The sequence below is a fragment of the Sorangium sp. So ce590 genome, from assembly GCF_051521365.1.
Taxonomy (GTDB): domain Bacteria; phylum Myxococcota_A; class Polyangia; order Polyangiales; family Polyangiaceae; genus Sorangium.
On the sequence record NZ_CP150346.1, the window covers coordinates 11,430,620 to 11,443,470 of the forward strand.

8 protein-coding genes and 1 other RNA gene are annotated in these 12,851 nt (G+C 74.2%); 5 read left to right on the forward strand and 4 right to left on the reverse strand.

What is annotated here, in order from left to right; all coding sequences use genetic code 11:
* Positions 1–48: 48 nt before the first annotated feature.
* Positions 49–1,545 (reverse strand): sigma 54-interacting transcriptional regulator, encoded by a 1,497-nt coding sequence (locus WMF28_RS43430; RefSeq protein ID WP_437599633.1) that lies wholly within the window; start codon positions 1,543–1,545, stop codon positions 49–51.
* Between the two features lie 276 nt (positions 1,546–1,821).
* Between WMF28_RS43430 and WMF28_RS43435 the strand changes: the two genes are divergently transcribed.
* Both WMF28_RS43435 and WMF28_RS43440 read left to right on the forward strand, forming a co-directional pair.
* Positions 1,822–6,138 carry a protein kinase domain-containing protein gene (locus WMF28_RS43435; RefSeq protein ID WP_437599634.1) on the forward strand — a complete coding sequence of 1,439 codons (4,317 nt, stop codon included), beginning with the start codon at positions 1,822–1,824 and terminating at the stop codon, positions 6,136–6,138.
* Positions 6,139–6,193: 55 nt separating this feature from the next.
* Positions 6,194–7,663: a hypothetical protein gene (locus WMF28_RS43440; protein ID WP_437599635.1), complete on the forward strand. Its 1,470-nt coding sequence runs from the start codon at positions 6,194–6,196 to the stop codon at positions 7,661–7,663.
* A gap of 76 nt (positions 7,664–7,739) precedes the next feature.
* On the opposite strand, the gene ffs is transcribed toward WMF28_RS43440, so the two are convergent.
* Positions 7,740–7,829: signal recognition particle sRNA small type (ffs, locus tag WMF28_RS43445), an RNA gene on the reverse strand.
* 267 nt (positions 7,830–8,096) lie between these two features.
* Between ffs and WMF28_RS43450 the strand changes: the two genes are divergently transcribed.
* Positions 8,097–8,885 carry a hypothetical protein gene (locus WMF28_RS43450; protein ID WP_437599636.1) on the forward strand — a complete coding sequence of 263 codons (789 nt, stop codon included), beginning with the start codon at positions 8,097–8,099 and terminating at the stop codon, positions 8,883–8,885.
* A gap of 91 nt (positions 8,886–8,976) precedes the next feature.
* On the opposite strand, the gene WMF28_RS43455 is transcribed toward WMF28_RS43450, so the two are convergent.
* The gene (locus WMF28_RS43455; protein ID WP_437599637.1) at positions 8,977–9,897 is read right to left on the reverse strand and encodes a hypothetical protein; all 921 of its coding nucleotides are present in this window, start codon (positions 9,895–9,897) and stop codon (positions 8,977–8,979) included.
* Between the two features lie 106 nt (positions 9,898–10,003).
* On the opposite strand from WMF28_RS43455, the gene def reads away from it, so the two are divergent.
* Together def and WMF28_RS43465 are read left to right on the forward strand one after the other, a co-directional pair.
* Positions 10,004–10,579 carry a peptide deformylase gene (gene def, locus WMF28_RS43460; protein WP_437599638.1) on the forward strand — a complete coding sequence of 192 codons (576 nt, stop codon included), beginning with the start codon at positions 10,004–10,006 and terminating at the stop codon, positions 10,577–10,579.
* 33 nt (positions 10,580–10,612) lie between these two features.
* A complete protein-coding gene (locus WMF28_RS43465; RefSeq protein WP_437599639.1) occupies positions 10,613–12,205 on the forward strand; it encodes a bifunctional metallophosphatase/5'-nucleotidase in 1,593 nt (530 codons plus the stop codon).
* An 80-nt stretch (positions 12,206–12,285) separates the two neighbouring features.
* Here the strand turns inward: WMF28_RS43465 and WMF28_RS43470 are convergent, their stop codons facing one another.
* Positions 12,286–12,795: a TraR/DksA family transcriptional regulator gene (locus tag WMF28_RS43470; protein WP_437599640.1), complete on the reverse strand. Its 510-nt coding sequence runs from the start codon at positions 12,793–12,795 to the stop codon at positions 12,286–12,288.
* Positions 12,796–12,851: the final 56 nt, after the last annotated feature.

Sequence of the window (12,851 nt, forward strand, 5' to 3'; positions counted from 1 at the left end):
AGCCCTCGCGCAACGCGCGCGGCGTCTTGCGCAACGCTCGGGCAACGCTCAGGCCTTGCGCGGCCGCGGCAGCCCGTACACGCGGATGCGCTCCACCAGCGTACGCCGCGAGATCCCGAGCAGCGCCGCGGCGCGCGTCTGGTTCCCCATGCACTGCTCGAGCGCCTGGACGATGCGCTCGCGCTCGTGGGCCTCCATGGTGTCGCGCAGCCGTGTGGGGCTCGCGCCCGCGCCGTCGATCACGCCTCTCGCGCCGTCGATCACGCCCCTCGCGCCGTCGGGCACGCCCCTCGCATTCACCTTCGCGTTCGGGGACGCGGCCGCCGAGGCGGGCGCCTGCGACGGGTGCACCGGAAGGCTAGGCTCATGCGATGGACGGGTGGGATCGGCGAGGGGGGAGAGGAGCAGGTGCTCCGGCCCGATGGGTGCCCCGTTGGCGAGGATCACCGCGCGCTCGACCACGTTGCGCAGCTCCCGGATGTTGCCTGGCCAGCTGTGGCGCTGGAGCGCGGCCAGGGCCGCCGGGGAGAGCGGAACGGCCGCGGCGCTCGCCTCGCTCGGGAAGAGCTCCTTCGTCGTGCGCTCCGCGAAGAGCTGCGCCAGCGCCGCGACCTCCCCGGGCCGCTCGCGCAGCGGCGGGATGGTGAGGGTCACGCCGTTCAGCCGGAAGTACAGGTCCTGCCGGAACGCGCCGCGGCTCACCTCGACCTCGAGGTTGCGGTGCGTCGCCGAGATGAAGCGGACGTCGATCTTCGTGGGGGTCAGGCCGCCGACCCGCATCACCTTCCGCTCCTCGATGACCCGGAGCAGCTTGGCCTGGATCGAGGGCGGCAGCTCGCCGATCTCGTCGAGGAACACCGTGCCCCCCTCGGCCGTCTCGAGCAGCCCCGGCTTCGCCCGGACGGCGCCGGTGAAGGCACCGCGCTCGTGGCCGAACAGCTCGCTCTCGAGCAGCGACTCGGAGAGCGCCACGCAGCTCAGGCGCAGGAGGGGCCGGCCCGCGCGCGGCGAGGCCCTGTGGATCGACTCGGCCAGCACCTCTTTGCCGGCGCCCGTCTCGCCGAGGAGCAGGATGTTGATGGGGCCCTTCGCGACGCGCTCGGCCAGCTCGTAGACGGCGCGCATCGCGTCGTCCTTGACGATGACGTCCTTGCGCGCGCCCCGCTCGCCGTCCTTCTGCCGGAGGATGACGCGCGCGGCGCCCAGGTAGATCACGTCGCCGGCCGAGAGCTCGACGGCGCCGTCCCGCGCGGGCTCGCCCTTGCCGACGTCGATGAGGCGCTCGGTCGCCGCGCTGCTGTGGCGGGTGCGCACGCGGGTCCCGTTGCTGCTGCCGAGGTCCTCGATCCGGAGCGGCGGGCCGAGGTGCAGCACCGCGTGCCGGCGCGACACCGAGGAGTCCGGGACGCAGAGGCCGGCGTCCTCGTCCCTGCCCAGGACGACGCTCCCGGAGCCTGGCAGCGGCCGCGTGCTCATCGAGCTCTGGGTGATGATCAGGACCTCGAGCGGGCCACCATCGCGGGAAAGAACTTCCGGCTCAGCCACATCGCACCCCAGAGTCGCGCCCGACGCCCGAGGACGCCCTTCCACTGCACGCGTGCGATCCGTCCCGGGGACCGCTGCGGCAGCTCGCGCAGGACGGTAGCCAGGACCGAGGGCGCGCCCTGCAGGCGGCTGCGTAGCACGGACGCGCGCGCAGGGCGACTGCTGTCGCGCTCGCTTTGCTCCCCCGGCTTCCGGCGGTGGCGCGGGGCGGCGATCGTCGCCTTGCGGAGGCGGCGCGCTCCCGGGGCCGCGGCCCGGGCGGTAGAATTTCCGCGGATGATCGCGGGAGACCCATTCGGCTGGGTGGGCAGCACCCTGGGCGGCAAGCTGCTGGTGGACGCCGTGGCCGGGGAGGGGGCGTTCGGCGTGGTCTACCGGGCGACGCACCTCGGCTTCCAGGAGCAGGTCGCGGTCAAGTGTTTGAAATTGCCAGCGAATTTCTCTACGGAAGAGCAGGCGTCGCTGCTCGACATGTTCGAGCGGGAGGCCCGGCTGCTGCACCGGCTCTCGCGCCGGACGACGGGCATCGTCCAGGCGCTCGACGTCTCCGCCGCGACCTCGCCGGAGGGCCACTGGACGCCGTACATCGTCATGGAGTGGCTCGAGGGGGAGACGCTCGCGCAGCACATCGACGCGCGTCGCGCCGCCGGGCGCGGGCCGCACCCCGTCGACGAGGCGATCGAGCTCCTCGCGCCGGCGGTGTCGGCGCTCGCGATGGCGCACGACGAGCGCGTCTCGCACCGCGACATCAAGCCGGCGAACCTGTTCCTCGTCGGTCCTCCCGGCGCGAGGACGATCAAGATCGTCGATTTCGGCATCGCCAAGGTGATCGACGCGTCGATGCCGCTGTCGAGGGCGCTCGTCGAGACGAGGCGATCGGCGGCGTCGGCGCCTGGCGGGGCCGCCTCCGACACGACGCAGGAGCTCGCGGTATCGCGGACGCTGCACGCGTTCACGCCGCTCTACGGCGCTCCGGAGCAGTTCAATCCGAGGCTGGGCGCGACCGGGCCCTGGACAGACGTGTTCGCGCTGGGGCTCATCCTGCTGCAGCTGGCCTCGGGGAAGCAGCCGATCGACGGGAGCGACTGGGCCGATCTCTACGTCGCCTGCGTCGACCCGCGCAGGCGGCCGTCCTTCGCGGGGCTGGGCGTCGAGGCGAGCGCTGAGCTCGAGGCGGTCATCGGGCGGGCCGTCGCGGTCGAGCCCGCTGCGCGCTTCCGGGACGCGCGGGAGCTCGGCGAGGCGCTCGCCGCCGCGCGCCGCGGCGCCGCGCCGAGGCCGGTCGATCCGATAGCGGTCACGCTGGCGAACGCCCATCGCGCGCCCGCGCCGGGCTGGAGCGCGCCGCGCCCCGCCCTCGCGGCGCCCGCGCGCGCCGCGAAGATCGCGCAGCCTGCGGGCGAGTACCGCGTCTGCACCGTGCTCTCGGCGGAGATCGTGGCCGGCGGCGACGGGCAAGCGCCGCTCGATCCGGAGCAGGAGATGGAGCTCCGCGAGGCCTGCCTCGAGCTCGTCCGCGAGCGCGTCGAGGGCCTCGGCGGCGTCGTGAACGGCCGGAGCGAGGGCGCCGTCACCGCGCTGTTCGGCGCGCCGCGCGCGAGCGACAACGACGCCGAGCGGGCCGTCCGCGCCGGGCTGGAGCTCGCCGCGATCGACGCCGCGTCGCTCCGCGTCCAGCTGCCGCCGGGGTGCCGGCCGGGGCTGCGCGTGGGCATCAGCACGGGGAGGCTGTTCGTGAGCGGCGCGGCCGGGCCGGGCGCCCCGGTCGACGCCTCCGGCGAGGCCATGAAGGCGGCCGCGCAGCTCCAGCAGGCCGCCGCGCCGGGCGCGGTGCTGATCGCGCAGCCCACGTTCCGGCAGGTGGCCGGGCTCTTCCAGGTCGAGCCGCAGGGTGGGGGAGTGCCGAGCTTCCGCGTCCTCAGGCCCGCGAGCGGATCGATCGCCGGGTCCGATTTCCTCGGCCAGGGCACCCGCTTCGTCGGGCGGGCGGCGGAGGTGCAGCGGCTCTCGGAGGCGCTGGAGACGGTCGTCGCGGAGCGGCGCGCGATGTTCGTCTCGGTGGTCGGCGCGGGCGGCATCGGGCGCAGCCGCCTCCTCTCGGAGATCCGGGCGACGGCCCTGTCGCAGGCGGACCCGTGCGTCGTGCTCGGCGCGGCGTGCTCCTCGCTGTCGATGGACGCGAGCTACCACCTCGCCGCGTCGCTCCTGCGCTCCCATTTCCGCGTGCAGGACGACGACGCGCGCGACGTCGTCCTGCGCAAGCTCAGGACGGGCGCCTCCGGGGCAGGCGCGGGCGGCGAGGCCGGCGGCGCGCCCCATCCGCTTGCCCTCGAGGACGCGCTGGCCGAGGTCGCGGCCGTGCTCTGCCCGCCCCGCCCGGCGCCCGTCGTGTCCGCGACGGCGATCGTCCCGGACGAGGGCGGCGCGGAGGTCAAGAAGCGGGTGGCCGCGGCCGTCGCGGTGCTCCTGCGGGCGATGGGCGCGCGCGGGGCCGTGGTCGTCCTGCTCGACGACATCCACTGGGCGGACGACGCCAGCCTCGATCTCTTCGACGACCTGGCCGTGCGCGTCTCGGACGCGCCGCTCCTCTTCGTCGGCGCAGCGCGGCCCGAGCTCTACGATCGGCGGCCGCACTGGGGCGAGGGGAAGGCGAGCCACGCGCGCCTCGATCTCGGCCCGCTGTCGCGGCGGCACGTCGAGGACATGGCCCGCGATCGCCTGCGCCTCGTCGCGCGCTGCTCTGCGGAGGCCATCCGCGCCCTGGCGGAGCGCGCCGAGGGCAACCCGCTCACGCTGACCGAGACGCTGTACCTGCTCATCGACGTCGGCGCGCTCGAGCGGCGCGCCGGCGAGCCGTGGATCCTGCACGAGGAGAAGCTCGCCCGGCTCTCCCTGCCGGCGACGATCCAGGGCATCGTCCAGGCGCGGCTCGATCGGCTCGACGGCGAGGCGCGGGCCGCCCTGGCGCAGGCGGCCGTGGTCGGCAGGACGTTCTGGAAGGGCGCGATCGATCACCTCCGCGGCGTCGCGCCGCTCGACGGCGGCGCCTCGAGCACCTCGGACGTGCTGCGCCGGCTCCGGGATCAGCAGCTCATCCGCGCGCGCGACGCGTCGATCTTCCCCGAGGACTGCGAGTACGTCTTCGCCGAGGCGGCGACCCAGGAGATCGCCTACGACACGCTGAGCCTCAAGGTGCGCCGCGCGATGCACCGCGCGGTCGCCTCGTGGCTCGACGGCCTGTCGGCGGCGCCGCGGGGGCCCGGGGAGGTCGGGGCGGCGCTCGCGGCGCTCCACCACGATCGCGGCGGCGACGCACGGAGCGCGGCGCTCGCCCACGCGCGCGCCGCGGCGGGCGCGTCGTCGCTCGGGCAGAACGCCGAGGCGCTGCGCCATTTCGAGCGGGCCCGGGAGATCCACGCGAGCGCCGGGGGCGGCGCCGCGGCGGTCGGCGCCGCGGCGCGCGCCCCGTCGGCGGCCGCGCCGGGGGGCGGCGAGCGCCGGCTGTTCGCCTGGCACGAGCGCGCAGGGCTCCTGCTCGACGTCGGCGACGCGCTCCGGCGGGCGGGCCGCCTCGACGAGGCGGAGCGCGCCTACCACGAGGCGCGGGCGCGGATCCTCCGCGTGGAGCGGCGCGCCGCCGCGCCGTCCTCGCACGACCCGAACGCGGCGCTGCTCTGGGATGCGCGCGCGGATTTCCGCCTCGCCCTCGCGCTCAAGGTGCGCGGCGCGACGGCCGAGGCGCGCGCGCTCGTCGAGGGGGCGATCGCGCTCGCGGAGCGCGGTGGGGCCGCCCCGGAGGCGCTCCCCATGGTCGGCCTGCTCGCGGCGCTCCACCGGCGCGACGGCGATCTCGACGCCTGCCGCGCTGTCGCGCTCCGGAGCCTGCGCGTCTGCTCGACGCTGCCGCCCGGCGACGGCCGCCGACGCGAGGCCGCGTCGCAGCTGCTCCTCGCGCTCGGGACGGTGTTCTACTCGCGCGGCCGGCTCGTGCAGGCCGAGCGCTGTTACCGCCAGGCCGCGCGCGCCGTCGACGAGCGCGCGTGCCCGCAGGCGCTGAGCTTCGCCCTGAACGGCGTCGCGGCGGTGCTGTTCGCGAGGGGCGATCTCGGCGGCGCCCGGGAGGTGTTCGCCCGCGCGCTCGCGCTGAAGGAGCGGCTCGGCGATCTCCAGGCGATCGCCTCGGGGCACAACAACCTCGCGGAGGTCGAGCTCCGGCTCTCGCGCCCGCACGCCGCGCTGGAGCACGCGCGGCGCGCGGTGATGCTGGGCGAGCAGTCCGGCGCCGGCGCCGACCTCCCGGACGCCTACCGCAACCTCGCCGCGGCGCTGCTCACGGCCGGCCACGTGGGCGAGGCGCTCGAGTCCGGCTGCACGGCGCTGCGCCTCGCCGAGGTGGGCGGCGGGCGCGTGTACCTCGCCGACGTGGCGCTCGGCCTCGCGAGGATCTGCCGCGCGGGCCTGCGCGACGCCTCGACACGCCCTCGCGCAGAGGCCGCCGCGGCGCAGCTCTCCGCCTCGCTTGTGGCGCATTTCGGCGAAGGCGAGCTCGCGGCGCGGGCGGACGAGTGCCGCGCGGTGCTCGCGCGGCCCTGAGGGGCGACCCTTTTCTGGTCAGGTAGCGCGGCGTGCCGCGTGGGAGACGTTCGTCATGATCAAGGCTTGGAATCAGGCAGCCCTCGTTTTGACCGCGGCGGCCGTGCTCGGCCCGGCGGCGCTCGGGTGCGCGTCGGACCCTGAACCGACGGGCGCGTGCCCGGGCGCGCGCGCCGCCTCCGGCGCGTGCATCGGCGTCCCCGCCGGAGCGCTCTGCGACGGCGACTTCTGCGCCGCTTCCGTCGACTGCGCCGAGGTGATCGAGATCGCGGGCGACGCGGCGCTCTCGCCGGCCGCCGACGCGGCTCGACCCGGGGCGTGCATCGCGCTCGGCCCCGGCGTCTATGGCCCGGTCGCTCTGCCTCCCGGCGTGAGCCTGCTGGGCCGGGGCGCCGGCTCCGTGTCGGTGGCGGCGGTCTCGCTCGCGGCCGGCGACGGCGCGGTCCTCCGCGGGCTCACGGTGCGAGAGGGCGGCGTGGCGCTCGCGGCCGGCGCGCGGGTGCGGATCGAGGCGGTGCGCGTCACCGGGAGCGCGTCCGACGGCGTGACGCTCGGCCTCGGCGCGTGGCTCGACGTCGTCGAGTCGGCGATCGAGGGCTCGGCGCGCTACGGCCTGAGCGCGTTCGACGCCGACCGCGTCTCCGTTGTGCGGTCCATCGTCTCCGGCTCGCGGGGTCCGGGTCTCTGGGCGCAGTGCACCGGCGGATGCGACTGCGAGGCGCAGGTGGAGCTCGAGGTCGAGGACGCGATCCTCCGCGACAACAAGGTGATCGGCGTGTCGCTCGTCGGGGTGCGCGCCGCGATGTCCCGCGTCGAGGTGAGCGGCAATGGCCTGAGCGGGTTCGACCCGAGCGGCGGCGTCTCGGTGTCCGGCTGCTCGATCCTCGACGCGGCGGCCCTCAGGGTCGCCGACAACAGCGGGTTCGGTCTCCTGATCGATCGCGCGAGCGCGTCCCTTGGCCTCGACGGCGAGGGCTTCGAGGTGAGCGGCAACCAGCCCGGGATCTGGATCCAGAACACGACGCCGGAGCAGGCCGTCGCGCTCCGGGGGGGCGTCCTCGAGAAGAACAGGGCCATCGGCCTGGGGATGAGCGGCGACGCGCGCGGCATCATCATCGACGGCATGCGCATCGCCGGGACCTTCGCCGACTCCGCCGTGGTGAGCGCGGGCGGCGAGCACTCCCAGGAGGTCGTGGGCGACGGCGTGAGCTGGCAGGAGCGGGCGCAGGCGTCGATCTCCGGGCTCGTCCTGAGCGGCAACGGGCTCGAGTCCAGCAATCCATCCGTCAGCCCGTCGCGCCGAGCGAGCGTGCTCATCGACGGCGACGTCGGCCCGGACAGCCGCATCGCGGCCGTCACGCTGGAGGGCGGCGACGAGGTGGCGGGCATCGTGCAGCAGCGCCTGCCCGCCGGCGGCGTCAGCCCGCTGCATGCCACGGATGTCCCGCGCATCACGACGAGCCCGGACGCGCTCTTCTCCGTGCCCGTCGCGCCCCTCGCGCCGGCGGCGCTCGAAGCCCCCTGATCGGCAGGCAGCGCCACGGCGTCGGGCTCCGGGACCGCGCCCCAGGTGGGTGCGGGAGAGTATCGAGCCCACAAAAAGCAAGTGGGCCCGCCACACTCGCTTTCCGCTACCGTTGCTCCCTTCCGGGCCTGGCGGGGTTCACGGCGCGCTGTCGGCGGACCCATGAAGTCCAGGCGCTGTCGCCTGACGCACGGACTTCGTAGTCGAACCTCCGCGCCGTGTCGAGCCCCATGGAGCGCGCGGCGGTGTTTCGTGGCTGCGGGCGTCGCGGCTCCGTGGCGAACTCCGCGCCTCCTCCCCGGGGGCTCCTCCAGGTGCCATCGGACTGCAGTCGGAGTGCAATTCAGAGAGCGGGAACGACGTGCGACGGCGCCGGAGCGGGCGTCGCACGGGACTTGCCTCGTACGGGAAGCCCCGTACGCTTGGAAGTGTCGTGGATCCGTTCGATTCCGAGGACGAGGGACGGGGCAGCCGGCTGATTTCGGTGCTGCTCTTCACCGGCTCTGCAGCGCTGGCGGCGGCCGCGCTCCAGTTCACCTGGCAGCAGCCGGTGATCATGATGGCGGTGCTGAGCGTGGTCCTCGCGTTCGCTGCGGCCCGCTGGCTCGCTCGCCGCAAGCTGCGCAGGCTGCTCCGCTCGGGCGATGTGCGCTCGGTGCTGCAGCGCTGGTCGCCGACGCTGCACCGCATCCCGCACCCCGCCACGATGGCTCCGCTCATGACGGCGACGGCGTTCGCTGCCTACGGCTGGGTCGAGAAGGCGCGGGCGGCCATGGCGGCTGCCGAGCGGGGGCCGGCGTGGGAGGCGGCCCTGGAGCACCGGCTCTTCGTGGACACGCTCCTCTGCACGTTCGAAGGCGATCTCGACACGGCCCTCGATCGGGCCGGTCGTCTGGAGCGCCTCCCGCTCCCGAAGGTCAGCGCTCCGTTCCGCGACCGGGTGGTCACCTTGCGGGTGGCCGCCGGCGCGCTCGCCCGCGCCTTCGCGCACACGAGCGTGCCAGGCGATCGCGCGCTGCTGGAGCGCGCGAGCGAGGTCAGCCCGCTCGTCTTCTGGGCCATGCGCTACGCCGCCGCCGTCATCGCCATCGACGAGGGCGAGCTCACCCGCGTCGGAGAGCTCCTCGCCGACGCGCCCTCGTGGCCGCAGGAGTCGACGTTCCGCGCCTTCCACGACGAGATCGCCGACCGCGCCGGCCTCCCCCGCCCGGTAAGCGCGTAGCGCGCCCGGTCGCCGCGCGCGGGCCGCGCGCGCAGCGCCGACCCGGGCCGCCGCTCTCTCGAGGCGGCGGCGCGCTCGCCCGAGGGCCCGCTCAGCCCTGGAACAGCGTGCGGAGGGTGCAGTAGGCGCGCGCGTCGGGGGCTGCGCTCGCGGCGTCTTCCGGCGGAGCCGGCACGAACGCGCCGAGCGCGCCGAGCGCGCCGTCGATCGCGAACGTGCGCAGCACGATCCTCGCCCGCGCGCCCGCGAAGCACGGCTTGCGGTAGGCGACCTCGACCCTTCGGGCGAGCACCGCCGTGCTGTGCCCGTGCGCCGCGAGGCGCCGGAGCGCGGCCTCCGCGAAGAGCCGCGGGTACACGAGCGAGTTCACGTGCTGGTTCGCGTCCGTGTGATCCAGGCCGAACGCGACGGAGACCGGATCCAGGGTCGGCTCCGCGTCGAACGGCTCCGCGCCCGCCGGCAGGCCCATCAGCGCCTCCGGCGAGCGCCACGCGTAGCGCTCCGCCGGCACCGGCGGCAGGTCCGGCGAGTCGAAGCGCAGCACCTTGCGCGCCCCGGGCTCGGCGAAGGGCCGCGTGAAGACGTGCTCCGCGAACACGCGGCCGACCTGGATCGGCTCGCCGGCGCCGGGCGGCGGTGGGCCGTAGGTCCGGCTGCGGCGCGCGGTGGCCGAGAGCCACATGGCCAGGATCAGCCGGTTCACCTCGGACGCGGCGTCCTCCGTGTGCGCGAGCTGGTAGCGGCCCTCGAGCTGCAGCGGCTCCCGCGCCGCGATCGGGCCGTCGCCGCCCTCGATGATGAGGCGGCTGAGGATCGGGATGATCCCCTGCGTGGTCATCAGCGCCTCGATGGGGCTCGCTCGCATGAGCTTCCAGACCGCGGGTCCGAGGCCGTGCGGCAGCGCGTCCAGCATCACCCGTCCGCTCTGGCTGACGTCTTCGAAGCGGAGGTGCATGACGGCGTTCGCCTGCTGCTGCGCGGGGACGTGCGGCTCGTCGGGGAAGTCGTGCATGGCCCCCTCTCCATAGCCGACGCTGCCGCGCGCCGCATGGTCGGGCGCGTGAACGGAAGCCGTGGCAGGCCGGGTCGCCGGCGCGCGCGTATGGTACGATCGCGGCGTGACGCTCCTGAAAATCGCCCACATCGGCAACCCCGTCCTCAGGCAGCGAGCGCGCGACGTCACGCTGGAAGAGCTCTCCTCTCCTGCCATGCAGGCGTTCATCGACGACCTTGTCGAGACGATGCGCGACGCGAACGGCGCGGGCATCGCCGCCACGCAGGTCCACGCGCCGGTGCGGATCTTCGCGGTCGAGGTGCAGAACAACCCGCGGTATCCGTACAAGCCGAACATCCCGCTCACGATCGTGGTCAATCCGGCGATCGAGCCGCTCACGCAGGAGACGTTCGAGAACTACGAAGGCTGCCTGAGCGTCCCGAACCTGAGGGGCGTTGTCGAGCGCACCACCGAGATCCGGCTGACCGGCCTGGATCGCGACGGGAAGCCGATCGATCGCGTCGTGCGCGGGCTGTCGGCGGGCACCTTCCAGCACGAGAAGGACCACGTCGACGGCGTGCTCTTCGTCGATCGCGTGAAGGATCCCCGCACGCTCTGCACCTGGGCGGAGTTCGATCGTTACCACAAGCAGCCCTTCATCGAGCGCATCGTCCCGTTCATCCAGCGGATGGGCGGCTGAGGTGCTTCGCCGCGCTGAGCCTGGTCGATGCCCGTGAGCGCTGCGCCGGCGGCGCGACGATCCCGCGCAGCGCGCGGGATCGTCGCGCTCTCGCTCGGCGCGTACGTCCTCCTGTCCCTGGCCGCGTGCGACCCCAGGGAGGCGACCACGGCCGCCGCGAAGGCGCCGGCTCCGGCCGAGCGCGCTCCGGCGGCGATCACCCTTCTCTACACGACCGACGAGCACGGGTGGCTCCTGCCCACCACCGAGAAGGACACGGTGCTCGGCGGCGCGGCCGAGATGCTGGCCGTGTGGATCTCGCGCGAGGGCCATTGCGCTGGCCCGGCGCCCGGGGCTTCGCCTCGTCTCCCTCCGTTGTCCGCCTGCCAGGACCCGTCGACGCTCGCGCTCTCCGGCGGCGACAACTGGACCGGCCCCGCGATCTCTTCCTATTTCATGGGGGCGCCGATGGCCGATGCGATGGCGCGCATGGGCTACGCCGCGTCGGCCTTCGGAAATCATGAGTTCGATTTCGGCAGGGGCGCCTTCCTCCACAACAGGACACGGTCCCGGGCCACCTACCTGGCGGCGAACCTGCGCGTGACGGATCCAGCGCTCTCCGCCTTCGCGCTGCCTTCCTTCGCCGTGTTCGAGCGGCGCGGCCTGCGCATCGGCGTCGTCGGCCTGGCGACGGCGCGCACCCGCGAGGCCGCGACGGCGAGCCGCTTCGAAGGCCTCGATTTCGAGGGCGAGGAAGCGGCGCTCGCGCGCGCCATCCCCGAGGCGTGGCGCGCCGAGCCGGACGCGCTCGTGCTCGTCGCCCACGAGTGCCAGGACGTGCTCGAGCCGATCCTCGCGCGTCACCCCGAGTGGCGCCTGTCGTTCGTCGGCGCCGGGCATTGCCACAGGAAGACCGAGCTGCGCGTGGGCGGCGTCCCGCTCGTCAACCCCGGCTGGCGGATGCGCAGCTACGCCCGTGTCTCGCTCGAGATCGATCCGCGTCGTCCGCTGCAGCAGCGCGTGGTGTCGGCCTCCACGGAGGTGGTCGACGTGGCCCACCCGGAGGGCGCGCCCGCGGTCCCGCCCGACGAGGCGCTCGTCAAGGCCACCGCAGGCTGGCAGCGCGCGCTGGACGCCGCGCTCGGCGAGCAGATCGGGTATTCGAGCGACGGAATGGAGCGCGACTCCGCCGAGATCCAGCGCTGGATCGCAGGGGCGTGGCGCGATCAGCTCGGGGTCGATCTCGCGATCCTGAACAAGGACGGTATCCGGCAGGCCGTCCCCAGGGGACCGATCACGAAAGCAACGGTGTTCTCCGTCCTCCCGTTCGACAACAAGCTGGTCATCTGCTCGCTCCGGGGCAGCGACATCCTCGAGACGCTCCGCCACCGCGATGCGGTGCTCGTCGGCCTATCGCCATCGGCCGGCGGTCGCTATGCCCTGTACGATGGGCGCTTGCTGGACGAGGACCGCCGCTACACCGTCGCGACGATCGATTTCCTCTACTACGGTGGGGACGGCTTTCGCTTCCAGGCCCAGGATCCTTCGCCGCGCTGGACGGGTCTTGACTGGCGTGCGCCGGTGATTGCGTGGACCCAGGCGCTCGGCACGAGCTCGAGCGCTCCGCTGGACGCGCGCTTCCGCTAGCTAGCGTCTAGCTGGCGTCCTGCCGCACGTCCCTCGACCAGCGCTGACGCGGGCGCGGGACGTGCGCTGGCAGGGTGGGCTCAGGAGCCGCCGCCGGTCCGCTCCTCGCGCTCGATCTGCTCCTGGTAGGCGACGCTGTAGCGCGCCCACGGGCGCAGCTTGAGGCGGCGATAGCCGATGGGCTCGCCGGTGCCCTCGCACATCCCGTACGTCCCTTCCTTCATCTTGACGAGCGCGCGGTCGATCTCGGCGAGCACCCGGACATCGCGCTCCAGGAGCTTCGATGTCAGCGAGGTCGCGCCCTCGGCGTTGGCCTCGTCCATCTCGTCACCCACCTCTCGCGAGACGTCGCGCTCCGCGTGCTGTCGCTCATCGATGTTGGCGACGAGGCTCGCCCGGCGCTCCTCGAGCGCCTGCTTGAGCTCGCTGAGCTGCTCCGGCGCCAGCTCGGGCAGATCGGAGTCGTCCGTATCGGGCGCCGCGCGGCGCACGGGCGGCCTCGGCATGGGGGCTGCCGTCGTGGCGTTTCCGGACATCTCCGGCCGCTCCGGGCTCGTTCCGTCGCGATTCGCACCTTCACGGTTGTTCATTTGTTTCCTCTCATCTCTCAAAGCAGCTGGGCAATTCGCGTACCGGTCTCGAACGT

Coding starts and splice junctions, on each gene's coding strand:
- WMF28_RS43435 (WP_437599634.1), top strand. CDS start 1,822: ATGATCGCGGGAGACCCATTCGGCTGGGTGGGCAGCACCCTGGGCGGC.
- WMF28_RS43440 (WP_437599635.1), top strand. CDS start 6,194: ATGATCAAGGCTTGGAATCAGGCAGCCCTCGTTTTGACCGCGGCGGCC.
- WMF28_RS43455 (WP_437599637.1), bottom strand. CDS start 9,897: ATGCACGACTTCCCCGACGAGCCGCACGTCCCCGCGCAGCAGCAGGCG.
- WMF28_RS43470 (WP_437599640.1), bottom strand. CDS start 12,795: ATGAACAACCGTGAAGGTGCGAATCGCGACGGAACGAGCCCGGAGCGG.